Origin of the sequence: Pseudescherichia sp., assembly GCF_031979925.1 — a bacterium.
In the GTDB taxonomy this organism is placed as follows: Bacteria; Pseudomonadota; Gammaproteobacteria; order Enterobacterales; family Enterobacteriaceae; genus Pseudescherichia.
In genome coordinates this window covers 173486-197770 of sequence record NZ_DALZFB010000004.1, presented here as the reverse complement: position 1 = coordinate 197770, position 24285 = coordinate 173486, and the positions used below count along the sequence as shown (strand labels likewise).

General features: G+C 57.4%; 21 protein-coding genes. 12 read left to right on the top strand and 9 right to left on the bottom strand.

Annotation, left to right across the window (positions count from 1 at the left end):
* Positions 1-45 precede the first annotated feature (45 nt).
* From RTM13_RS09265 to ghrB, 4 genes are all read left to right on the top strand, one after another.
* Positions 46-807: a sugar phosphate isomerase/epimerase gene (locus tag RTM13_RS09265; protein ID WP_312211764.1), complete on the top strand. Its 762-nt coding sequence runs from the start codon at positions 46-48 to the stop codon at positions 805-807.
* Entirely contained in the window at positions 800-1744 is a 945-nt protein-coding gene (locus RTM13_RS09260; protein ID WP_312211763.1) for a sugar kinase, read from the top strand. The genes RTM13_RS09265 and RTM13_RS09260 overlap by 8 nt, the downstream gene beginning before the upstream one ends.
* 64 nt (positions 1745-1808) lie before the next feature.
* Complete coding sequence (locus RTM13_RS09255) at positions 1809-3107, top strand: MFS transporter (RefSeq protein ID WP_312211762.1); 1299 nt, start codon at positions 1809-1811, stop codon at positions 3105-3107.
* Between the two features lie 14 nt (positions 3108-3121).
* A complete protein-coding gene (ghrB, locus tag RTM13_RS09250) occupies positions 3122-4096 on the top strand; it encodes a glyoxylate/hydroxypyruvate reductase GhrB (protein ID WP_312211761.1) in 975 nt (324 codons plus the stop codon).
* Between the two features lie 63 nt (positions 4097-4159).
* Here ghrB and cspA read toward each other — a convergent pair whose 3' ends face one another.
* Together cspA and RTM13_RS09240 are read right to left on the bottom strand one after the other, a co-directional pair.
* The gene (gene cspA, locus RTM13_RS09245) at positions 4160-4372 is read right to left on the bottom strand and encodes an RNA chaperone/antiterminator CspA (RefSeq protein WP_042393997.1); all 213 of its coding nucleotides are present in this window, start codon (positions 4370-4372) and stop codon (positions 4160-4162) included.
* Between the two features lie 264 nt (positions 4373-4636).
* Entirely contained in the window at positions 4637-5347 is a 711-nt protein-coding gene (locus RTM13_RS09240; protein ID WP_312211760.1) for a DUF3053 domain-containing protein, read from the bottom strand.
* A gap of 380 nt (positions 5348-5727) precedes the next feature.
* Here RTM13_RS09240 and RTM13_RS09235 point away from each other — a divergent pair, with 380 nt between their 5' ends.
* On the top strand, positions 5728-6018 hold the full coding sequence (locus tag RTM13_RS09235) for an HTH-type transcriptional regulator (protein WP_312211759.1): 291 nt from the start codon (positions 5728-5730) through the stop codon (positions 6016-6018).
* A gap of 78 nt (positions 6019-6096) precedes the next feature.
* On the opposite strand, the gene glyS is transcribed toward RTM13_RS09235, so the two are convergent.
* The 3 genes from glyS to RTM13_RS09220 form a co-directional block, all read right to left on the bottom strand.
* Complete coding sequence (gene glyS, locus RTM13_RS09230; RefSeq protein WP_312211758.1) at positions 6097-8166, bottom strand: glycine--tRNA ligase subunit beta; 2070 nt, start codon at positions 8164-8166, stop codon at positions 6097-6099.
* A 9-nt stretch (positions 8167-8175) separates the two neighbouring features.
* Positions 8176-9087, bottom strand: a complete 912-nt coding sequence (gene glyQ, locus RTM13_RS09225) for a glycine--tRNA ligase subunit alpha (protein ID WP_042393986.1) — start codon at positions 9085-9087, stop codon at positions 8176-8178.
* Between the two features lie 104 nt (positions 9088-9191).
* Positions 9192-9494 (bottom strand): YsaB family lipoprotein, encoded by a 303-nt coding sequence (locus RTM13_RS09220; protein ID WP_312211757.1) that lies wholly within the window; start codon positions 9492-9494, stop codon positions 9192-9194.
* Positions 9495-9587: 93 nt separating this feature from the next.
* Here RTM13_RS09220 and RTM13_RS09215 point away from each other — a divergent pair, with 93 nt between their 5' ends.
* Entirely contained in the window at positions 9588-10580 is a 993-nt protein-coding gene (locus tag RTM13_RS09215; RefSeq protein WP_312211756.1) for an acyltransferase, read from the top strand.
* 61 nt (positions 10581-10641) lie between these two features.
* Here RTM13_RS09215 and xylB read toward each other — a convergent pair whose 3' ends face one another.
* On the bottom strand, positions 10642-12096 hold the full coding sequence (xylB, locus tag RTM13_RS09210; RefSeq protein ID WP_312211755.1) for a xylulokinase: 1455 nt from the start codon (positions 12094-12096) through the stop codon (positions 10642-10644).
* A 95-nt stretch (positions 12097-12191) separates the two neighbouring features.
* Positions 12192-13514 carry a xylose isomerase gene (gene xylA, locus RTM13_RS09205; protein WP_042394153.1) on the bottom strand — a complete coding sequence of 441 codons (1323 nt, stop codon included), beginning with the start codon at positions 13512-13514 and terminating at the stop codon, positions 12192-12194.
* Between the two features lie 317 nt (positions 13515-13831).
* Between xylA and xylF the strand changes: the two genes are divergently transcribed.
* The 4 genes from xylF (at position 13832) to xylR (ending at position 18878) form a co-directional block, all read left to right on the top strand.
* Positions 13832-14824 (top strand): D-xylose ABC transporter substrate-binding protein, encoded by a 993-nt coding sequence (gene xylF, locus RTM13_RS09200; protein ID WP_312211754.1) that lies wholly within the window; start codon positions 13832-13834, stop codon positions 14822-14824.
* Between the two features lie 74 nt (positions 14825-14898).
* Positions 14899-16440 carry a xylose ABC transporter ATP-binding protein gene (locus tag RTM13_RS09195; protein WP_312211753.1) on the top strand — a complete coding sequence of 514 codons (1542 nt, stop codon included), beginning with the start codon at positions 14899-14901 and terminating at the stop codon, positions 16438-16440.
* Complete coding sequence (gene xylH / locus RTM13_RS09190) at positions 16418-17599, top strand: xylose ABC transporter permease XylH (protein WP_312211752.1); 1182 nt, start codon at positions 16418-16420, stop codon at positions 17597-17599. The genes RTM13_RS09195 and xylH overlap by 23 nt, the downstream gene beginning before the upstream one ends.
* A gap of 100 nt (positions 17600-17699) precedes the next feature.
* Positions 17700-18878, top strand: coding sequence for a D-xylose utilization transcriptional activator XylR (gene xylR, locus RTM13_RS09185; protein ID WP_312211751.1), 1179 nt, complete (start codon positions 17700-17702; stop codon positions 18876-18878).
* Positions 18879-18911: 33 nt separating this feature from the next.
* Here xylR and RTM13_RS09180 read toward each other — a convergent pair whose 3' ends face one another.
* Positions 18912-19817 (bottom strand): protein bax, encoded by a 906-nt coding sequence (locus tag RTM13_RS09180; protein WP_312211750.1) that lies wholly within the window; start codon positions 19815-19817, stop codon positions 18912-18914.
* Positions 19818-20131: 314 nt separating this feature from the next.
* On the opposite strand from RTM13_RS09180, the gene RTM13_RS09175 reads away from it, so the two are divergent.
* Positions 20132-22168, top strand: coding sequence for an alpha-amylase (locus tag RTM13_RS09175; RefSeq protein WP_312211749.1), 2037 nt, complete (start codon positions 20132-20134; stop codon positions 22166-22168).
* 124 nt (positions 22169-22292) lie between these two features.
* Positions 22293-23549 carry a valine--pyruvate transaminase gene (gene avtA / locus RTM13_RS09170; protein ID WP_312211748.1) on the top strand — a complete coding sequence of 419 codons (1257 nt, stop codon included), beginning with the start codon at positions 22293-22295 and terminating at the stop codon, positions 23547-23549.
* A gap of 46 nt (positions 23550-23595) precedes the next feature.
* On the opposite strand, the gene RTM13_RS09165 is transcribed toward avtA, so the two are convergent.
* Entirely contained in the window at positions 23596-24006 is a 411-nt protein-coding gene (locus RTM13_RS09165; protein ID WP_312211747.1) for a type II toxin-antitoxin system HicB family antitoxin, read from the bottom strand.
* Between the last annotated feature and the right edge of the window lie 279 nt (positions 24007-24285).

Here is a 24285-nt window from a genome sequence, read left to right as displayed (position 1 = left end):
GGTTCCATCTAGCGTTAAGGCAAGAGTTAACGCTGGAGCTGCCAGATGGAAAGAAAAATTATCGTTGTCACCGCCGCCTATGGCCACGACCGACTGAACCAGTTGGGCGGGCAGGCGGCAGTGCTCCCCTTTATCGCTAACGGCGGTGCGGATGGCGTCGAAATCCGCCGGGAGCTGTTTAGTCCGCAAGAGCTGGAGAGCCTGCCCGCGCTGGCCGCCGCCATTGCTCAACACAATCTGCTGGCCTGCTACTCCGCCCCGGAGCCGCTCTGCCTGCCCGACGGCACGCTGAACCCGCTGCTGCCGTCGCTGTTGCAGGAAGCCCACGCCCTTAACGCCCTCTGGCTGAAGGTTTCCCTTGGCCATTTCCAGCATAAATCTACCCTTGAGCCGCTGCGCGCCATGCTGGCGGAGAGCGGCATGGCGCTGGTGGTGGAGAACGACCAGACCGAATGCGGCAAGCTTGCCCCCATGCAGCGCTTTAGCGCCGCCTGCAAGGTACTGAATCTTCCGGTGACGCTGACTTTTGATATGGGTAACTGGCTGTGGGTAGACGAGTCCCCGGAAGAGGCCGCGCGCCTGCTGGCCCCTGCCGTGAGCTATATCCACGTCAAGGCCGCACAGGCCCACCATTTTCACTGGCGTGCCGTGCCGCCAGACCATGACGAGCCGCGCTGGCAGGCGCTGCTTGACGTACTGCCCGCCGATGCGCCGCGCGGTATTGAATTCCCCCTTGAAGGGCGCGATCTGACTGCCGTTACGCGCCGCTACGTCAACTGGTTACGTGAGGAGTTTCATCATGCATAACGCGCTGGATGTCATTACCGTTGGCGAAGCGATGGCAATGTTTGTGGCAACCGAGCCGGGCGAACTGGCCGAGGCAGACGCCTTTATCAAACGCGTTGCAGGCGCGGAGCTTAACGTCGCTACCGGCCTCGCTCGCCTTGGTCTGAACGTCAGCTGGGTCAGCCGCGTTGGATCCGACAGCTTTGGCCGTTTCGTGCTGAGCTCGCTGAAAAAAGAGAACATTAATAGCGAGAGCGTTACCGTTGACGATCGCTATCCCACTGGTTTTCAGCTCAAATCGCGGGCGGAAAATGGAACCGATCCCATCGTGGAGTATTTCCGCAAAGGCTCTGCCGCCAGCCATCTCTCCTGCGATGATTTCAATGCCGCAACCTTTACTCGTGCCCGGCATCTGCACCTGAGCGGCGTGGCGGCGGCGCTGTCGTCCACCGCTTACGATCTTCTGGATCATGCGGCAAGTACGATGAAGGCACAGGGAAAAACGATCTCTTTCGATCCCAACCTGCGTCCGGTGCTATGGAAAAGCGAAGCGGAGATGGTTGAAAAGCTAAACAGCCTCGCCTTCAAGGCCGATTGGGTATTACCTGGCCTTAAAGAGGCGGCCATCCTGACGGGTCAAAGCACACCGGAGGGGATGGCAGACTTCTATCTTGCGCAGGGCGTCAAAGCGGTCGTAATTAAAACCGGAGCCGACGGGGCATGGTTTAAAACCGCCGCCGGTGAGCAGGGTGCGGTTGCCGCCGTCAGGGTGGATAACGTTGTCGATACCGTCGGCGCAGGGGATGGCTTCGCCGTTGGGGTGATCAGCGCCCTGCTGGAGGGAAAAACCTTCCCGCAGGCGGTCGCACGAGGAAATAAGATCGGCTCGCTGGCGATCCAGGTTCCCGGCGATAGCGAAGGCTTACCGACGCGCGCGCAGCTCGCGGAAACGTTCTAAATTACAGATCCTCTGTACCCTACACTACAGAGGCAGCATAAACCTCAACATCCGAGGCAAGCCTATGAAAAGCTCTACTAATGCAGCAAAACGCTGGCTGTACATTATGCCGATTGTGTTTATCACCTACAGTCTGGCCTACCTCGACCGGGCCAACTTCAGCTTCGCGTCCGCTGCGGGTATTAACGAGGATCTGGGCATAACCAAAGGCATCTCATCGCTGCTGGGCGCGCTCTTCTTCCTCGGTTACTTCTTCTTCCAGATCCCTGGCGCGCTCTACGCCGAACGCCGTAGCGTCCGCAAGCTGATCTTTATCTGCCTCATCCTGTGGGGGGCGTGTGCCTCGCTGACCGGCGTGGTTAACAATATCCCGATGCTCGCCGCTATTCGCTTTATTCTGGGCGTGGTAGAAGCGGCGGTGATGCCAGCGATGCTGATCTACATCAGCAACTGGTTTACCAAATCTGAACGCTCACGAGCCAATACCTTCCTGATCCTCGGGAACCCGGTCACGGTGCTATGGATGTCAGTGGTCTCTGGCTATCTGATCCAGGCCTTTGGCTGGCGTGAAATGTTCATTATCGAGGGCGTTCCGGCCATCATCTGGGCCTTCTGCTGGTGGGTGCTGGTCAAAGATAAGCCGGAGCAGGTTAAGTGGCTGGCGGAAGATGAAAAAACTGCGTTAAAAGTGCAGCTGGAGAAAGAGCAAGAGGGTATCAAGGCGGTACGTAACTATGGCGAAGCTTTCCGCTCGCGCAACGTTATCCTGCTCTGCATGCAGTATTTTGCCTGGAGCATCGGCGTGTACGGTTTCGTGCTGTGGCTGCCGTCCATCATCCGCAGCGGCGGCGCAAACTTAGGCATGGTAGAGGTGGGCTGGCTCTCGTCCGTTCCCTACCTGGCCGCCACCATTGCAATGATCCTCGCCTCCTGGGCTTCCGATAAGCTGCAAAACCGCAAGCTGTTCGTCTGGCCGCTGCTGCTGATTGCTGCCTTCGCCTTCATCGGCTCCTGGGCAGTAGGCGCAAACCACTTCTGGGTCTCTTATACCCTGCTGGTGATTGCCGGTGCGGCGATGTATGCCCCGTACGGCCCGTTCTTCGCCATCATTCCGGAGATGCTGCCGCGTAACGTGGCGGGCGGCGCAATGGCGTTGATCAATAGCATGGGCGCGCTCGGCTCCTTCTTTGGCTCGTGGTTTGTGGGTTATCTCAACGGATCGACCGGCAGCCCGTCCGCATCGTACATTTTTATGGGGGTGGCACTTTTTGTTTCGGTATGGCTTACTTTGATTGTTAAGCCTGCGAATAATCAACAGGCTCCTGCCCGCATGATGCGCGCCGGACGCCCCTCAACCCATTGATTACGGAGATACGCATGAAGCCGTCCATCATCCTGTACAAAGCACTGCCTGACGATCTGCACCAGCGTCTGGAAGACCACTTTACCGTCACCCAGGTCGACAACCTCGACCCAGAGACGGTGCAAAAAAACGCGGAGGCGTTTGCAAACGCAGAGGGCTTGCTGGGTTCGAGTGAGAAAGTGGATGCGGCGCTGCTGGAAAAGATGCCGAAGCTGCGTGCCACCTCCACCGTGTCGGTTGGCTACGATCAGTTTGACGTCGATGCGCTTAACGCGCGGGGCATTTTCCTGATGCACACCCCTACCGTGCTGACGGAGACCGTTGCCGATACCATGATGGCGCTGGTCCTCAGCACCGCCCGCCGCGTGGTGGAAGTGGCGGAGCGGGTGAAAGCAGGCGAATGGAAACAGGGGATTGGTCCGGACTGGTTCGGCATCGATGTGCATCACAAAACGCTGGGCATCATTGGTATGGGCCGCATCGGGCTTGCGCTGGCGCAGCGGGCGCACTTTGGTTTCGGTATGCCGATCCTCTATAACGCTCGTCGCCATCACAGCGAGGCGGAAGAGCGTTTCCAGGCCCGCTACTGTGATATCGACACCCTGCTACAGGAGTCAGACTACGTCTGCGTGGTGCTGCCGCTGACCGACGAGACGCACCATATGATTGGCGCGGAGCAGTTTAAGAAGATGAAGTCGTCCGCCATCTTTATCAACGCGGGCCGTGGTCCGGTGGTAGATGAGCAGGCGCTGATTGAGGCGCTGAAAAGCGGTGAGATCCACGCCGCCGGGCTGGACGTTTTCGAACAGGAGCCGCTGCCGGTGGACTCGCCGCTGCTGAGCCTGCCGAACGTCGTCGCCCTGCCCCATATCGGCTCGGCAACGCACGAGACGCGCTACAACATGGCCGCCTGCGCCGTCGATAACCTGATCGACGCCCTCAACGGCAAGGTAGAGAAGAACTGCGTTAATCCGCAGATTGCGAAGTAAATCGCAGAAAACAAAAAACCCGCCGAGGCGGGTTTTTTTAACATCGTGCTTTAAACGTTAAGCTTACAGGCTTACAACGTTACCAGCAGACGGGCCTTTAGCGCCGCTTTCGATGGTGAAGGATACTTTCTGGCCTTCATCAAGAGATTTGTAGCCATCGTTCTGGATAGCAGAGAAGTGTACGAACACGTCTTTAGAGCCATCGTCAGGAGTGATGAAGCCGAAACCTTTGTCAGCGTTAAACCATTTTACTAAACCAGTCATTTTGTTAGACATAGATATTACCTTTTTAATTAAGTTTGCCTTCCGGCGCTATGGCGTGCTTTACAGATTTTTTAAGCGATAAAGGAGAGCTCACTACGAGGAGTATCTATGATAACTCTTGAAGGGGACTGCTTTACTAAACTGCTTTAAGGTCTGTATATCAAACCGATGACGCATTAACGCATTATCTCGGCGGCATAGCAAGCACTATTTGTCATGCTTACCTTTCATTACATTGTCCCCGCCGTCAGACGGGGACATCAGAACGCTTGCTGCTTACTGCGTGGCGTTCACCGCCGAGCTCCAGGCCTGCGTAAACGCCTGATGCTGCGAGGCCAGCGGCCCAATCAGCGAGTTATACTGGCTCGCCTGCTGCGAGGTCGGGAACTGAATGCCGTTGGCAACGAAGCTCACCTGCGCCTCCTGCTGGGCGATAAAATCACCTACCTGCACCAGCTGCTGGGTAAAGATCTGCGCTGCCGGGATCAGCGGTTGCAGCGCGTTAGACGGCTGGGTCACCACTTTCTCATAAACCTGGTCATAGACCGGCTTCAGGTCATCATTCTGTTTCAGCGCGGAGCGAGAGGCATCCGCCTGCACTTTGGCATTTTGCAGCTGCTGGCTCAGCACGCCCAGGGAGCCGTTAGCCTGACGCAGCGGCTCGCGTTGGGTCATATAGTCCTGCGGGACGCGGATGGCATTCACGCTGTCCACCACCGGGCGCAGACCAGCGTCCATCGCCTGGTTCACCTGCTGGGAGTAGCCATACAGAATGGCATAGTCTGACACGAACGGGCCAAACTGCTTTTTCTGATCGGCAGTCAGCGTTGGCAGGCGTTCACCGCTACGCATCGCTGTATTTTGCAGGAAATCGATAAACGCCTTGCGCTGATCGCCCTCTTTATCAAAACACCCACTCAGGCTAACTACCATTAATAACGCCGTAAGAGGCGCGAACCAGCGAGAGCAGGACTTTCCTGTCGCCATTTTAATACTCCTTTCACCCAAAAAAAGCGCACACCGGCACACGTGTGCCTGACGCTGACAAGGATAGTCCAGGTGGGCCGCGCAAGATACCCCTTTCGTTGCATTCTTGCGCGGAAAATCAACGCCCAGGGAAATTGTGCCATAAGGCGATTAGCGATTTTTTTGCCAACGATTGACGAATTTTTACTACCGCTGCGAGAGGCCGATAAATCAATCGATTAGACGGGGAGCTGCTGCTTTTATAGGCTCTTTTATTGTCTGAAATCAATTTGTGCGACAAATAATCATGTAGTCCACATACCAGGTTAATTTTTAGCGACTATTCTTAAATTTCTCTGTGCTGTTCACGGCCTCGCGGTGTGTTTTATGAGGAGTATTCGATGGAATACAAAGATCCAATGATTGAGCTGCTTAGCAGTCTGGAACAAATTGTTTTTAAAGATGAATCCCGGAAAGTAAGTCAGATCCAAAAGCCGAACCCTTTTAGCGAGTTCGAACAGCTGCGAAAGGGCACCGGTCTGAAAACAGATGATTTTGCACGTGTGATGGGCGTTAGCGTAGCAATGGTGCATGAGTGGGAATCTAAACGAGTAAAACCTTCCACTACCGAGCTAAAACTGATGCGCTTGATTCAGGCAAACCCACGCCTCAGCCGTCAGCTGATGGAGTGATTTCTTTGCCCGCTTTACCTGGTTATAAAAAAAGAAACCCGCCAAAGGCGGGTTTTTAGTTTCTGCGGATCGGGAGGATTACTGCAGCAGCGAAATATCCGCCACGCGCAGGAACAGCTCGCGCAGTTTCTCCAGCATGGTCAGGCGGTTAATACGCTGTGCTTTATCCTCAACGTTCACCATCACCTTCTCGAAGAAAGCATCGACCGGCTCACGCAGTTCTGCCAGCTCCACCAGCGCTTCCTGATAGCGACCTTCTGCAAAGTACGGCTCCAGCTTGTCGCGCAGTACGACCACCTGCATCGCCAGGGCGATCTCTTCCGCCTCTACCAGCGTGGCAGCATTGACGCGCTCGTTCAGCGTTTCGTCTGACTTCGCCAGGATATTGGAGACGCGCTTGTTCGCCGCTGCCAACGCCGAGGCGGCGTCCAGAGTACGGAAGTGCGAAACCGCCTTCATGCGGGCGTCGAAGTCTGCCGGACGGGTCGGACGACGCGCCAGCACCGCCTGGATGGTATCAACGGTATAGCCTTCGTCCTGATACCAGGCGCGGAAGCGGCCCAGCATAAAGTCGATGACGTCATCCACCACCTTCGCGTTGGTCAGCTTATCGCCGTACAGACGCACCGCTTCCTCAGTGAGGGTTTGCAGATCCAGGTTGAGGTTCTTCTCAACGATGATGCGCAGCACGCCCAGCGCGGCACGACGCAGCGCAAACGGATCTTTGTCGCCTTTCGGATGCTGGCCGATGCCAAAGATGCCCGCCAGGGTATCCATCTTATCGGCAATGGCTACCGCGCAGGCCACCAGGTTAGACGGCAGATCGTCACCGGCAAAGCGCGGCTGGTACTGCTCGTTCAGGGCAACGGCCACCTCTTCGGCTTCGCCGTCGTGACGCGCATAGTGCATCCCCATCACGCCCTGGGTGTCGGTAAACTCAAACACCATGTTGGTCATCAGGTCGCACTTAGAGAGCAGGCCCGCACGCTCGGCGTTCGCTACGTCGGCACCAATCTGGGCGGCAATCCAGCCGGAGAGCGCCATGATGCGGTCGGTTTTGTCGCGCAGGGTGCCCAGCTGCTGCTGGAACAGCACGGTCTGCAGGCGCGGGAGGTTGTCTTCCAGACGCTTCTTGCGGTCGGTATTGAAGAAGAACTCGGCGTCAGCCAGACGCGGGCGCACCACCTTCTCGTTACCGGAGATGATCTGCTGCGGATCTTTCGACTCAATGTTAGAGACGAAGATAAAGTTCGGCAGCAGCTTGCCGTCGTTAGCGTAGACCGGGAAGTACTTCTGATCGCCCTTCATGGTGTAGACCAGCGCCTCGGCCGGCACGGCGAGGAACTTCTCTTCGAAGGTGGCGGTAAGCACTACCGGCCACTCCACCAGCGAGGCGACCTCTTCCAGCAGGCTTTCGCTCAGATCGGCATTGCCGCCAATCTGGCGCGCCGCCGCTTCGGCGTCAGCTTTAATTTTGGCTTTACGCTGCTCGTAGTCTGCCATCACCTTGCCGCGTTCCAGCAGGATCTGCGGATACTGGTCGGCATGGTCGATGGTGAACTCCGGCTCGCCCATAAAGCGATGGCCGCGGATCACGCGATCGGAGTCGATACCCAGAATGGTCGCCGGAATGACGTCGCTGCCCAGCAGCAGGGTCACGGTGTGCACCGGACGCACAAACTGCACGTCGCTTGCGCCCCAGCGCATCAGTTTCGGGATCGGCAGCCTGGTCAGGGCGGTGGCGATCATGTTGGGCAGCAGCGCCTGTGCGCTTTCGCCTTTCACATGGGCACGATAGAGCAGCCACTCGCCTTTATCGGTGGTCAGACGCTCGGCCTGGTCTACGGTGATACCGCAGCCGCGCGCCCAGCCCTCTGCCGCTTTGCTCGGTTTACCCTCGGCGTCAAACGCCTGGGAGATCGCTGGGCCGCGTTTTTCAACTTCGCGATCCGGCTGAGAGGCCGCAAGGTTAGCCACCTTCAGCGCCAGACGACGCGGCGCGGCAAACCACTCTACGCTGCCGTGGGCGAGGCCGGCTGCATCCAGCTCGGCGGTGACGTTGGCAGCAAAGGACTCAGCCAGGCTGCGCAGGGCTTTTGGTGGCAGCTCTTCAGTGCCAATCTCCACCAGAAAAGTTTTCTCAGACATGGCCGCCTCTTATTTGTTTCGGTTGCACATCGGGAAGCCAAGGGCTTCACGGGACGCATAGTAAGCCTCGGCAACGGCCTTGGTCAGCGTGCGGATGCGCAGAATGTAGCGCTGACGCTCCGTCACGGAGATGGCCTTACGCGCGTCCAGCAGGTTAAAGCTGTGGGCGGCCTTCAGAATACGTTCGTAGGCAGGCAGCGGGAGCGGGTTCTCCAGCGCCAGCAGCTGCTGTGCCTCTTTTTCATACTGCTCGAAGCAGGTGAAGAGGAAGTCGACGTCAGCATGTTCGAAGTTATAGGTAGACTGCTCCACTTCGTTCTGGTGGAACACGTCGCCGTAGGTGGTTTTCCCCAGCGGGCCGTCGCTCCAAACCAGGTCGTATACGCTGTCCACGCCCTGGATATACATCGCCAGGCGCTCGAGGCCGTAGGTGATCTCACCGGTCACCGGCTTACACTCCAGGCCGCCGACCTGCTGGAAGTAGGTAAACTGCGTCACTTCCATGCCGTTCAGCCACACTTCCCAGCCGAGACCCCAGGCACCCAGGGTCGGGTTTTCCCAGTTATCTTCAACGAAGCGAATATCGTGAATGGTCGGATCCATACCCAGCTCTTTCAGCGATCCGAGGTACAGCTCCTGAATATTGTCCGGCGACGGCTTGATGACGACCTGGAACTGATAGTAGTGCTGTAAGCGGTTCGGGTTTTCACCATAGCGGCCATCGGTCGGGCGGCGTGACGGCTGCACGTAGGCAGCGGCCATCGGCTCCGGGCCGAGCGCACGCAGGCAGGTCATAGGATGGGAGGTGCCTGCGCCAACTTCCATGTCCAAAGGTTGGACAATGGTGCAGCCCTGGCGAGCCCAGTAATCCTGTAAGGTCAGGATCAGGCCCTGGAAGGTCCGGGTATCAAACTTTTGCATATTATTTCGTGCTGGATACGTGTGGATTTAAAGGAAGCAGCCAGTATACCCATTGACCGCAAGATATACAGTACGAAACGGGGTTGTTTGGGAAAATTGACCTGCTAACGCATGGAAAGGTGTAAAAATTGCCCATCAGGATCGAACGCGCAGACGAAACGCTCTTCCCGCGGCGTCAGGCCACGCATCTCATAGCTGGCCTGAAACTGCACCATTCCGGTGACCGCAATGCTCTGCTCGCGGGTGTTGTAACGCTGCGCTGCGGTCTCCCGGCAGAGCTGCTCCATGCTCAGCGTCGTCGCCGGGCTTACCTTCGGCTTATGAGCAGGTTGCACGGCGGCCTGCTGCGTCGACCCGCAGCCAACAAGCAGAAATATCAGCGCCGTTATGCAACACTTTGTCATCATTTTAATCCCCGCAGGATGAGCTGGCTGTTATGTTATCTATTAGATAACACACGGTTATCGCTCTGTCATTGTTAGCGGGAGAAAGAGAGTCGGATGGCGTCAAAAATCAGCTGGATTGATAACCTACGCGGGATTGCCTGCTTAATGGTGGTGATGATCCACACCACCAGCGGCTACATCACGGATGCGCAGAGCATCAGCCTGCTCAACTGGGATATCGCCAACGTCCTCAATTCGGCCTCGCGGGTCAGCGTCCCACTCTTCTTTATGATCTCAGGCTACCTCTTCTTTGGCGAGCGCAGCGCCCAGCCGCGCAATTTTCTGCGCATTGCACTCTGCCTGCTCTTCTACAGCACTGTCGCTCTGCTCTACATCACCTTCTTTACCTCGATGAACAGCGAACTGAGCCTGCGTAACCTGCTGCAAAAGCCGGTCTTCTACCACCTGTGGTTTTTCTTTGCGATTGTGGTGATCTATCTGGTCTCGCCGCTGATTCAGGTGAAAAACGTCAGCGGCAAGATGCTGCTGGCGCTGATGGTAGTGCTGGGCATTTTGGCGAACCCCAATACCGTGCCGCTGAAGGCGGGCGGCGTGGAGTGGCTGCCGGTCAACCTCTATATCGCCGGGGATACCTTCTACTACGTGCTCTACGGCCTGCTCGGCCGCGCTATCGGCACGATGGATACCGATAAAAAATATCTTAACTGGATCTGCGGGGCGCTGTTTATCATCGCGGTGACGATCATCTCGCGCGGGACGCTGTATGAGCTGCAGTGGCGCGGCGACTTCGCCGATACCTGGTATGTCTACTGCGGGCCGATGGTCTTTATCTGCGCGGTCTCGCTGCTGACGCTGGTGAAAAACAGGCTCAACACGCGTCCGCTGCCGGGGCTGGGGCTGATCTCACGCCACTCGCTGGGGATCTACGGCTTTCACGCGCTGGTGATCCACGCCCTGCGCACCCGCGGCGTCGAGCTGCCCTGGCCAGTGCCGGATATCGTGTGGATTTTCAGCGTGACGATTGTGATTAGCCTGCTGCTGTCGATGTTGTTACAGCGAATAGATAAGCGCAGGTTTGTAAGTTAAAGAGATGCCCGGCGGCGCGTGCGCTTGCCGGGCCTACAACGTCATTAACATCGTAAAACGATCACGACATCAACGGTAACAGCTGCTGGTAGATCTTACGGAAGGTCTCCCGCCGTGGCGCATAGGCCTGATGACGTTCTGCGTCCGGGTGATGTTCTTGCTCCAGCGGCAGCTGCGGGAGGAGATCCGCCAGCGGCGTCTGTGGATTAGCTGCAATTTGCGCCAGCCGGGCCGCGCCCAGCGCCGGACCGACGTCACCCCCGGTGCGGTAGTCGAGCTGCTGACCGCTGATATCTGCCAGCATCTGCCGCCAGTAGGCGCTGCGTGCCCCGCCGCCGATCAGGGTGATGCTTTTCGGCGTCACGCCGCAGGCATGCACCGCATCCATCCCGTCCGCCAGCGCGTAACCAACGCCTTCCAGCACCGCTCTGGCCAGCTCGCGCCGCCCATGCTGATGCGTCAGGCCAAAGAAAACGCCCTTCGCCTGCGGATTGTTGTGCGGAGTACGCTCCCCGGAGAGATAGGGTAAAAACCAGAGATCGCCCGCGCTATCGTCAGCCTGCTCCGCTGCGGCAATCAGCTCAGAGACCGAATCCAGCCCGGTGAGCGCCGCCGCCCAGTCGAGGCAGGAGGCCGCGCTGAGCATCACTGACATCAGGTGCCAACGATCGGGCAGCGCATGACAGAAGCTGTGCACGGCGCTCTCTGGCTTGCTAAGGAAACCGTTGCTGACCGCGAAGTAGACTCCCGATGTGCCCAGGGAGAGCATCGCCTGCCCGGCATCCGCCATGCCGACACCCACCGCGCCCGCAGCGTTATCCCCGCCCCCGGCCACGACCGGTACGGCAGGCATTCCCCATGCGGCCGCCACCTCCGGCAGCAGCGTGCCGGCAATCTCACTCCCCTCAAACAGGTTGGGCATGTTCTCGCGGGAGAGCCCGCAGGCGGCGAGCATCTCATCGCTCCAGTCGCGTTTAGCCACGTCGAGCCACATGGTTCCCGCCGCGTCGGACATATCGCTGGCGTACTCGCCGGTCATGCGCAGACGCAGATAATCCTTCGGCAGCAGCACTTTCGCTACCTGGGCAAACACCTCAGGCTCGTGGCGTTTAACCCACAGCAGCTTGGGTGCGGTAAAGCCGGGCATCATCAGGTTGCCGGTGATCTGGCGCGAGTCAGGTACCGCCGTCTCCAGCAGGGCGCACTCCTCTGCACAGCGGCCGTCGTTCCACAGAATGGCCGGACGCAGAACGCAATTATCGCTGTCCAGCAGCGTTGCACCGTGCATCTGCCCGGCAATGCCGATGGCCTTTACCCCGGCCAGCTGCTGCTGCTGACCCAGAGCCTTCAACGCGCTATTTGTCGCCTGCCACCACTGGTTGGGATCCTGCTCTGACCAGAGCGGATGCGGACGTGAGACGGAGAGCTTCTCGGTGTGCGAAGCCAGCATCTCGCCCTGCTCGTTCAGCAGGATGGCTTTTACACCCGACGTGCCCAGATCGATGCCGATATACATAGCAGTGACTCCCTTGAAAACGCCGGGTGGCACTGCGTTTGCCCGGCCTACAGGTTCGTAGGCCCGGTAAGCGCAGCGCCACCGGGCAATGCTGGTTATTTATCAAAAATATAGTGGTTGACCAGGTTTTCCAGCAGCTCCTGATGACCGCTCTGGTGCTGCGGGGCCAGATTTTGCTGTTCAGCGTACTTCGCCAGCTCGGTCAGCGTAAGCTGCCCTTTCAGGATCTGCTGGCCCAGCTCACCATTCCAGCCCGCGTAGCGTTTCGCCACGCGCTTATCCAGCTCGCCATCTTCGATCATGCGGGCCGCTACCTTCAGCGCCAGCGCCATAGTGTCCATCGCGCCAATATGACCATAGAACAGATCGTATTTGTCGGTGCTCTGGCGACGCACTTTGGCATCAAAGTTCAGGCCGCCGGTGATAAAGCCCCCCGCCTTCACGATCTCATACATCACCAGCGCGTTCTCTTCGACGCTGTTCGGGAACTGGTCCGTATCCCAGCCCAGCTGCATGTCGCCGCGGTTGGCATCAACGGAGCCGAAAATACCCAGCGCAATTGCAGAGGCGATCTCATGGTGGAAGGAGTGCCCGGCCAGCGTGGCGTGGTTGGCCTCGATATTGACCTTGATCTCTTTCTCAAGACCAAACTGCTTGAGGAAGCCATAGACCGTAGCCACGTCATAGTCGTACTGGTGCTTGGTTGGCTCCTGCGGCTTCGGCTCAATAAGCAGCGTGCCCTGGAAGCCAATTTTGTGTTTGTGCTCGACCACCATCTGCATAAAGCGGCCGATCTGTTCACGCTCCTGGCGCAGATCGGTATTGAGCAGCGTTTCATACCCTTCCCGGCCGCCCCACAGCACGTAGTTTTCACCGCCCAGCTTATGGGTAGCGTTCATGGCGGTAACTACCTGGGTTGCCGCCCAGCTAAAGACTTCCGGATCCGGGTTCGTCGCTGCGCCCGCGCCGTAGCGTGGGTGAGTGAAGCAGTTTGCCGTGCCCCACAGCAGCTTCACGCCGCTCTGCTGCTGCTTCTCGGCCAGGATGTCGGTCATAGTGGCAAAGTTATTGAGATACTCCTTCAGCGACGCCCCTTCCGGGGAGACATCCACATCGTGGAAGCAGTAGTAGGGAACGTTGAGCTTGTGGAAAAACTCAAAGGCCACGTCGGCTTTGCGTTTTGCCAGCGCCAGCGCATCGCCAGCCTGCTGCCACGGGCGTTCGAACGCGCCAACGCCAAACATATCTGCGCCGGTCCAGCAGAAGGTGTGCCAGTAGCAGGCAGCAAAGCGCAGGTGATCTTCCATCCGCTTGCCCAGCACCAGTTCATCCGGGTTGTAGTGGCGAAAGGCTAACGGGTTGGCGGTTTTCGGGCCTTCATAGCGAACGCGGTCAAGTTGGTCGAAATAGGCTTGCATATTCAGCTCCATAATCAATGTCTGCGGCAGGGGATATCAGTGGCATTAATAGTGGATATTCGCCGGGCGTTGCTCAATTACGTTATTTCACACTGCTATTGAGAGAATGCACAAACGTGCGCTGGCTCTCAAATATCCCTTTAGCGGCTTAAAATAAGATCGCGGTCATAAATTAGAAAATAAACCAAAAAACGTAATCAGAAGATAAAAATCAGTAATTGCCAGCCCGCAATAAGATGTTAAAAATTTGCTACGTCTGTCGCTGTGCATGTTTCTTTTATCTCAAGCCCGATAACCCTACAAAAGGTATTAATATTATGAAGATAAAGAACCTTTGCCTTACGCTTTGCGCCTCGCTGCTGCTCGCCAGCGCCGCGAGCCATGCTAAAGAGGTCAAGATTGGGATGGCCATTGACGATCTGCGCCTCGAACGCTGGCAAAAAGATCGCGATATCTTTGTTAAAAAAGCCGAGTCGCTGGGGGCGGAAGTCTTTGTCCAGTCGGCCAACGGTAACGAAGAGACCCAGATGTCACAGATTGAAAATATGATCAACCGTGGCGTTGACGTGCTGGTGATTATTCCCTACAACGGCCAGGTATTGAGTAATGTGATAAAAGAGGCTAAGCAGGAGGGAATTAAAGTATTAGCCTACGACCGCATGATCAATAATGCTGATATCGATTTTTATATCTCTTTCGATAATGAAAAAGTAGGAGAAATGCAGGCACAGAGCCTGGTCACCAAAGTGCCCGAAGGCAATTATTTCCTGATGGGCGGCTCACCGGTGGATAATAACGCCAAGCTGTTCCGGGCGGGTCAGATGAAAGTATTAAAACCCTATATCGACAGCGGCAAAATTAAAGTGGTTGGCGACCAGTGGGCCGATGGCTGGCTGCCGGAAAACGCGCTGAAAATCATGGAAAACGCCCTGACCGCCAACAATAACAAAATCGATGCGGTTGTCGCCTCGAACGACGCCACCGCAGGCGGCGCAATCCAGGCCCTCAGCGCCCAGGGGCTGGCGGGTAAAGTGGCTATCTCTGGTCAGGATGCCGACCTTGCCGGGATCAAACGTATTATGAACGGCAGCCAGACCATGACCGTCTATAAGCCCATCACCGAGCTGGCGAATACCGCCGCTGAAATTGCCGTCGAGCTGGGAAATGGCCAGCAGCCGAAAGCCGATACCTCGCTAAATAATGGCCTGAAGGATGTTCCTGCCCGCCTGCTGACCCCTATCGAAGTGAATAAAGAGAATATCGACGCCACCGTAGTGAAAGACGGCTTCCATAAGAAAAGCGAGCTGTAAGCATCACACCCTCCCCCGGCACAACGGGGGAGCGCCTCAGGCACTGTTATTCCAACGATCCACGCGGAGCAGGTATGCCTTATTTACTGGAAATGAAAAACATCACCAAAGCGTTCGGCGCGGTTAAAGCCGTCGATAACGTGAGCCTGGCGCTGAACGCCGGCGAGGTGTTGGCCCTGTGCGGTGAAAACGGCTCGGGCAAATCCACCTTAATGAAGGTGCTGTGCGGCATCTACCCGCACGGCAGCTACGATGGCGAGATCCTCTTTGCCGGTGAGCCGCTCATCGCCAGCCATATCCGCGATACCGAACGCCGGGGTATTGCCATTATTCACCAGGAGCTGGCACTGGTTAAGCACCTCACGGTGCTGGAGAACATCTTCCTTGGCGCGGAGCTGACCCATCACGGGGTGATGGACTACGACGCCATGACGCTGCGCTGCGACAAGCTGCTCAAGCAGGTTAGCCTCGCCATCTCCCCGGATACCCGGGTTGGCGATCTGGGCTTAGGCCAGCAGCAGCTGGTTGAGATTGCCAAGGCGCTCAACAAGCAGGTGCGGCTGCTGATCCTCGACGAGCCTACCGCCTCGCTCACCGAGCAGGAGACGGCGGTGCTGCTGGATATCATTCGCGACCTGCAAAACCACGATATCGCCTGCATCTACATTTCGCACAAGCTGAACGAGGTGAAGGCCATTGCGGATGTCATCTGCGTGATCCGCGACGGCAAGCCGGTGGGGATGCGCGACGCGGCGGGCATGAGCGAGGACGCCATCATCACCATGATGGTGGGCCGGGAGCTGACTGCGCTCTACCCGAGCGAGCCACACACGGCGGGTGATGAGATCCTGCGCGTCGAGCATCTCACCGCCTGGCATCCCGTTAACCGACACATTAAGCGGGTAAACGACGTCTCCTTCTCCCTGCGGCGAGGGGAGATCTTAGGCATTGCCGGATTAGTCGGTGCCGGGCGCACCGAGGCCGTGCAGTGCCTGTTTGGCGTCTGGCCTGGCCGCCATGAAGGCAGCGTATTCATCGACGGCCAGCCGGTGAAGATAAGCAACTGTCAGCAGGCCATCGCCCACGGGATCGCCATGGTGCCCGAGGACCGGAAAAAAGATGGCATCGTGCCGGTGATGGCGGTCGGCAAGAACATTACCCTGGCGGCGCTGGATGATTTTTCCGGCACGCTAAGCACCCTTGACGATGCCGCCGAGCAGCAGTGTATTTTGCAATCGCTCCAGCGGTTGAAGGTCAAAACCTCTTCGCCGGAGCTGGCGATTGGCCGTCTCAGCGGTGGCAACCAGCAGAAGGCGATTCTGGCCCGCTGCCTGCTGCTCAATCCGCGCATTCTGATCCTCGACGAACCCACACGCGGGATCGATATCGGCGCGAAGTATGAAATCTATAAGCTGATTAACCAGCTGGTACAGCAGGGCATTGCCGTCATCGTCATCTCATCCGAGCTGCCGGAAGTGCTGGGGCTGAGCGATCGGGTGCTGGTGATGCATGAAGGCCGGCTCAAGGCCAATCTCATCAATCACCATCTGACCCAGGAACAGGTTATGGAAGCGGCGCTGAGGAGCGAACATCATGTCGAAAAGCAATCCGTCTGAACTGAAGCTCGCCTCCCCGGCTCCCGGGGCGTTTAGCGGGCTGAAATCTCTCAACCTCCAGGTCTTTGTCATGATTGCCGCCATCGTGGCAATTATGCTCTTCTTTACCTGGATGACCGACGGCTCGTACCTGAGCGCGCGCAACATCTCTAACCTGCTGCGCCAGACCGCCATCACCGGCATCCTGGCGGTGGGGATGGTGTTTGTCATCATCTCCGCCGAGATTGACCTCTCCGTGGGTTCCATGATGGGCCTGCTGGGCGGCGCGGCGGCGATCTTTGACGTCTGGTTGGGCTGGCCGCTGCCGCTTACCGTTGCGGTGACGCTGGTGCTCGGGCTGCTGCTGGGTACCTGGAACGGCTGGTGGGTGGCGTACCGCAAGGTGCCGTCATTTATCGTCACCCTCGCGGGAATGCTGGCGTTTCGCGGCGTGCTGATTGGCATCACCAACGGCACCACCGTCTCGCCCACCAGCGCGGCGATGTCGCAGATTGGCCAGAGCTACCTGCCGGACGGGTTTGGCTTTGGCGTCGGTGCGCTGGGGCTGGTGCTGTTTGTGCTCTGGCAGTGGCGTGGACGGCTGCGTCGTCAGTCGCTGGGGCTGGCAACGTCGGCCTCCACCATGGTGGTCGGCAGGCAGGCGCTGATAGCGGTGGTTGTGCTGGGTGCGATCTGGCTGCTCAACGACTACCGTGGGGTGCCGACGCCGGTACTGCTGCTGGTTTTCCTGCTGCTGGCGGGGATGTTTATGGCAACGCGCACCGCCTTCGGACGGCGGATCTACGCCATCGGCGGCAACATTGAGGCGGCGCGCCTGTCGGGGATCAACGTCGAGCGCACCAAGCTGGCGGTGTTCGCCATCAACGGCCTGATGGTAGCTATCGCCGGGCTGATCCTCAGCTCGCGCCTCGGCGCTGGCTCGCCGTCGGCGGGGAACATTGCCGAGCTGGACGCCATCGCCGCCTGCGTCATCGGCGGCACCAGCCTCGCGGGCGGGATCGGCAGCGTGGCGGGCGCGGTGATGGGGGCCTTTATTATGGCCTCGCTGGACAACGGCATGAGCATGATGGACGTCCCGACCTTCTGGCAGTACATCGTCAAGGGGGCGATCCTGCTGCTGGCGGTCTGGATGGACTCTGCCACAAAACGCCGCACATAGCGGACAAATTACAGAGATGATCACACTGCCGGGGAAAATCTCTCCGGCTTTGTGCTGATTATGGTAATCAGAAACGGGGATTTATCAGGAAGAGATCAACATGTTTGCCAAGCGCCACCGGATCACGCTGCTGTTTAACGCCAACAAAGCCTACGATCGCCAGGTCGTTGAGGGCGTTGGCGAATATCTTCAGGCTTCCCAGTCAGAGTGGGACATTTTTATTGAGGAAGATTTCCGTACCCGCCTCGACAATATCAAAGAGTGGCTGGGGGACGGCGTCATCGCCGACTTCGACGATGACGAGATCGAACGCGTGCTGACCGACGTTGGCGTGCCAGTCGTCGGGGTAGGCGGCTCTTACCATCGACCGGAGGATTATCCGGCGGTGCACTACATCGCCACCGATAACCACGCTCTGGTAGAGAGCGCCTTTCTGCATCTGAAAGAGAAGGGGGTACACCGCTTCGCCTTCTATGGCCTGCCCGCTGCCAGCGGTAAAGGCTGGGCGGCGGAGCGGGAGCACGCCTTTCGCCAGCTGGTCGCGCAGGAGAAGTATCGCGGCGTGGTCTACCAGGGGCTACAGACCGCTCCTGAAAACTGGCAGCACGCCCAGAACCGCCTCGCCGACTGGCTACAAACCCTGCCGCCACAGACCGGCATCATTGCGGTAACCGACGCCCGCGCCCGCCACGTGTTGCAGGTGTGCGAGCATCTGCATATTCCGGTCCCGGAGAAGCTGTGCGTGATTGGTATCGATAACGAGGAGCTGACGCGCTACCTGTCGCGCGTAGCGCTCTCATCGGTAGCGCAGGGTACGCGGCAGATGGGCTACCAGGCGGCGAAGCTGCTGCACCGCCTGCTGGATAACGAGGCAATGCCCCTTCAGCGGCTGCTGGTGCCGCCGGTGCGGGTAGTGGCCCGGCGCTCGACGGATTACCGGTCGCTCAACGACCCGGCGGTGATCCAGGCCATGCACTACATCCGCAACCATGCCTGCAAAGGGATTAAGGTGGATCAAGTGCTGGATGCGGTAGGGATCTCGCGATCGAACCTGGAGAAGCGTTTTAAAGAAGAAGTGGGCGAAACCATTCACGCGATGATCCACGCCGAGAAGCTGGAGAAGGCGCGCAGCCTGCTGATCTCCACCTCGCTGTCGATAAACGAGATTTCACAGATGTGCGGCTACCCGTCGCTGCAATACTTCTATTCGGTATTTAAAAAGGAGTACGGCAGCACGCCGAAGGATTATCGGGATCGCTATAGCGAGATAGTAATGTAGGTCGGGTAAGCGTAGCGCCACCCGACACAATCATTACATATGCGCTGCAATTAACCGCTGGTTGTCCTGATACATGGCAAACAGGTAGTTGTTATAGCGCTTACCCTGCGTCGAATAGCCACTGAGCTTGTGGATCATGGTGCTGGCAGTCACTTCCTGATCCGCTTTGCGCAGCTGCGCACGGGATTTACGGAACGAGGCATACGCCGGATTGGTATTGAGGTTAGCCGCGTAGGCACCCACTGACTCTTTTACCGAGTCAAACTGGGAGTAGCCTTTTACCTTGCCCGGGCCGTTGTTACAGCGGCCTTTCGCACACTTCATGCCGAACAGGTTGTTGTTGTTGCGCGCCAGCTTCGACGTTCCCCAGCCGCTCTCGGCCGCCGCCATGGTGGCAACCATGCTGTCAGGGATGATGTCGACGCGATCCAGCAGCGTATTCCACGGGATACGGCGGGTATTACCCGACCAGCTCACCTTGTAACGCTTGGCAATGTCTTTCAGACGCGCACGCTCGGTCGGCGACCAGCGATTGTCGTACTGTTTAGAAACCAGCCAGTTGCGCTCGGCAGTAATCGCAGCATTTTGGCTAGTGATGTAGGGCATAACCGTCCGGAGAAACGCCTTTTTCCTTGGTGTTCCGGAAGGGTATTTTCGCAAATCAGGAAGTGAACTGCTCTTTGCACTATTGCGAGAATACTCTTGTTTACTGCTTGCCAGCTTACTACTAACTTTTTTACTGCTAACCTTTTTACTGCTAATCGTTTTACTGCTAACCTTTTTAGTACTGCTTAACGTTTTACTGTGCTTATGGCTGCTTGTGTGGGCTTTGTAACTCGTTGTCTGTGCGTGCGTTTTCGCAATCACCTCACCTGAAAATGCCGCGGTGAGTAACATGAGTATCGCAGCCCCATATCGTCGAATGGGAGTCGATATCATTAGGTCTCCTGGTCGGATTGATGCATTCCAACACCTTATTTTTACAAGATTTTGAGAGCGGAATCTCAAATTGTATCAAAAATACCCCTCGGGAGCACCCTAAGAAATAGTCCATTTCCTAATTGGTGTCATCAGCCAAACGGGTCTATAGAGGCAAAAATAGTCATAAAGTGTGTGGCCTCTCGCAAATTTCCGCTTAAATGTGAAGCAGATCGCTCAGCCTTTGACCTCCTCCCCGGTACTCACCCCGCAGGGATGAGTTTGCCTTGCACAACGGGTGGCACACTGATGAAAAACCTGGAGAGGACGCCACTATGCAACGCTGTGCCCTTGCGCTTTTATTGCTCCCCATTACTGCCTGGTCTGAATGGACCGCGCCCGGCTTTCCTGCATTCAGCGCCACCGGCAGCGGGGTCTATCACAGCGAGGCTACGTTCAAAAAGGGTACCACTCCTCTCACCTTAAAAAGTGATAATCAGTGCTGGCAGCCCGCCAGCGCACCTAAGCTCAATCAGATGCTGTCGCTTCAGCCCTGCGCCGGTGACGCGCCGCAGTGGCGAATTTTTCGCGACGGCGACTACGCGCTACAGATAGATACCCGCTCGGGCACGCCGACGCTAATGCTGACGGTTGCCGCCCCGCCTGAAGCAGAGGTCAGCAGTACCGCCCTGCGTCAGTGTCCGGTATGGGACGGCAAAAAGCTCACGGTCGACGTGAGTAAAACCTTTGCCGAGGGCAGTCAGGTGCGTGACTTCTATAGCCAGCAGGTTGCCACGGTGGAAGGGGGAAACGTTACGCTTCAGCCCGATGTCAAAAGTGGCGGCCTGCTGCTGCTTGAGCAGGCCGACACCCCTGCGGATGCCCCCTTTAGCTGGCACAACGCCACCGTCTACTTTGTTCTTACCGACCGCTTCGTCAACGGCGATCCGGCCAATGACAATAGCTATGGCCGCCATAAAGATGGCATGCAGGAGATCGCCACCTTCCACGGCGGCGACCTGAAAGGGCTGACCAGCAAGCTGGACTACCTCGCCGGGCTGGGTGTTAACGCGCTGTGGGTCAGCGCACCCTTTGAGCAGATCCACGGCTGGGTGGGCGGCGGTACCAAAGGCGACTTCCCGCACTACGCCTACCACGGCTACTACACCCTCGACTGGACGAAACTGGATGCCAACATGGGTAGCGAGGCGGATCTGCGCGCGCTGGTTGACGGTGCGCACCAGCGCGGCATCCGCGTGCTGCTGGACGTGGTGATGAACCACACCGGCTACGCCACCCTGGCGGATATGCAGACTTACCAGTTTGGTGCGCTCTACTTACAGGGCGAGGAGCGGGAGAAGATCCTTGGCGATACGTGGACGGACTGGCGGCCCGCCGCCGGACAAAATTGGCACAGCTTCAATGACTACATCAACTTTAGCGATGCCGCCGCGTGGGATAAGTGGTGGGGCAAAAACTGGATCCGCACCGACATCGGCGACTACGACAGCCCTGGCTTTGACGATCTCACGATGTCCCTCGCCTTCCTGCCGGATATCAAGACCGAATCCACCACCCCTTCCGGACTGCCGGTCTTCTATCAGCATAAGCCCGACACGCGGGCTAAAGAGATCGATGGCTATACGCCGCGCGACTACCTGACCCACTGGCTGAGCCAGTGGGTAGGCGAGTACGGCATCGACGGTTTCCGGGTCGATACCGCCAAGCATGTTGAGATGGCCGCGTGGCAGCAGCTCAAGACCCAGGCAACGGCGGCGCTGGCAGAGTGGAAGCAGGCGAATCCGGAGAAAAAGCGTGACGATGCGCCGTTCTGGATGACCGGCGAGGCCTGGGGTCATGGCGTGATGCAGAGCGAATACTATCGCAATGGCTTTGATGCGATGATCAACTTTGATTATCAGGAGCAGGCGGCCAAAGCCACCGACTGTTTGGCAAATATAGTGCCGATTTGGCAGCAGATGGCGGATAAACTCCAGGAGTTTAACGTCCTGAGCTATCTCTCTTCTCACGATACACGTCTTTTCCGCGAGGGCGGTCAGCGAGCCGCCGAGCTGCTATTGCTGGCTCCCGGCGCGGTACAGATTTTCTATGGTGATGAGTCGGCGCGCCCCTTCGGCCCCACCGGTTCCGATCCGCTGCAGGGCACCCGATCCGATATGAACTGGCAGGATGTCAGCGGCCAGTCGGCAGCTACCGTCGCACACTGGCAGAAGCTCGGGCAGTTCCGCGCCCGTCACCCTGCCATCGGGGCAGGCAAACAGTCGTCGCTGGAGCTTACTCAGGGCAGCGGATTTATGCGTGAAAACGGCACAGATAAAATCATGGTGGTGTGGGCAGGAACACAGAATTAACATCTGCCGTTGAAACTGTTTTTAGCATAAAAACGTAAAGCATAGTCAGACGACGGATTTGCACCGCGCCTGCGCTAGCGTTAAGGTGTGCCAATTTTAAAATCAGACCGATAGATCACCTGCTATGACATTTTCACTTTTCGGCGACAAATTTACCCAACATTCAGGCATTACGCGTCTGATGGAGGATCTCAACGACGGTCTGCGCACCCCCGGCGCCATTATGTTAGGCGGCGGCAACCCAGCGCAGATCCCGGAGATGACCGACTACTTCCAGAAGCTGCTGGCCGATATGCTTGTCTCCGGCAAAGCGACTGATGCGCTGTGTAATTATGACGGCCCGCAAGGTAAATCCGAGCTGCTGACCGCTCTCGCCGATATGCTGCGCACCACCCTGGGTTGGGATATTGAACCACAGAATATTGCACTGACTAACGGCAGCCAGAGCGCGTTTTTCTACTTGTTCAATCTGTTTGCTGGCCGCCGTGCCGATGGAACCACCAGGAAGGTGCTCTTCCCGCTGGCACCGGAGTACATCGGCTATGCGGATTCCGGGCTGGAGGAGGATCTTTTCGTCTCCGCCCGTCCCAATATTGAACTGCTGCCGGGCGGCCAGTTTAAGTATCACGTTGACTTTGAGCATCTGCATATCGGCGAAGAGACCGGCATGATCTGCGTCTCGCGGCCGACCAACCCAACCGGCAACGTTATTACCGATGAGGAGCTGATCAAGCTGGATGCCCTTGCCAACCAGCACGGCATCCCGCTGGTGATCGATAACGCCTATGGCGTGCCCTTCCCGGGCATTATCTTCAGCGAGGCGCGCCCGCTGTGGAACCCGAACACCATTCTCTGTATGAGCCTCTCCAAGCTGGGCCTGCCCGGCAGTCGCTGCGGCATTATTATCGCCAATGAGCAGACCATTTCGGCGATCCGCAACATGAACGGCATTATTAGCCTTGCCCCCGGCGGCATCGGCCCGGCGATGATGTGTGAGATGATCAAACGCAACGACCTGCTGCGCCTGTCGGAGACGGTGATCAAGCCGTTCTACTACCAGCGCGTGCAGGAGACAATGGCTACTCTGCGCCGCTACCTGCCGGAGGAGCGCTGTCTCATCCACAAGCCTGAGGGAGCCATCTTCCTCTGGCTGTGGTTCAAAGACCTGCCCATTACCACCGAGCTGCTCTATCAGCGTCTGAAAAAGCGCGGCGTGCTGATGGTGCCTGGGGACTTCTTCTTCCCGGGTCTCGACAAGCCCTGGCCGCACACCCACCAGTGCATGCGCATGAACTACGTGCCGGACCCGGATAAGATCGAAGCCGGGGTGAAAATCCTCGCCGAAGAAGTTGAGCTCGCCTGGCAGGAACGCAGTAATTAAGACCGTTGTAGGCCGGGTACGCGCAGCGCCCGGCAAAGCATAAGACTCAGCGTCCTGGCAGCACACGCCTTGCAGCCTCCGCCAAAAAGGCGCTTCGGTTACTGTAGTCAGGGTGCTCACGAACAAAGTGGTCGATTTTTGTTAATAAACGCTTCGGTAACGTGATATTGATTCGTTCTGCACGGCCATCAAACTGGTTGATGTTTATATCAACCAGTAACCATTGCCCGCCTATAAAATCAGCAGGATTACTTTCCAGATGCGCTTCTATTGATCCCGGACCAGGGAGCATCTCCTGAGTTTCACAAAGCAATTCGAAGTGTGCCGTTAAGGCCTCTTTCGCATCCTGAAAGGCATCATCTAACGTATCGCCAGCAAAAAAACAGCCCGGCACATCCGGAAAGAAACCACTGGCGCTGCCGTCAGGATCGGCATGAATATAAGCCGGATAAAACATAGACACTCCTACATTAAAGTTTTAAACCAGCCTGCCGCCAAATCTGCGCCAGCGTGCCCGGCTTAATATATTCTCTACTCTTCCCGCATTATACACACCATACACACAGTTACTGACTGCGGAAACACAATAACGCATGACAAAAATGGAAGTTGTCAGAGGATTTTCAAGCTGGAAAGTATGATAAGTCATGTACAGTTTGGGCAATGCCCGGCGGCGCTATGCTTGCCGGGCCTACACTGTGTACAAACCGTAGGCCGGGGTAAGCGTAGCGCCACC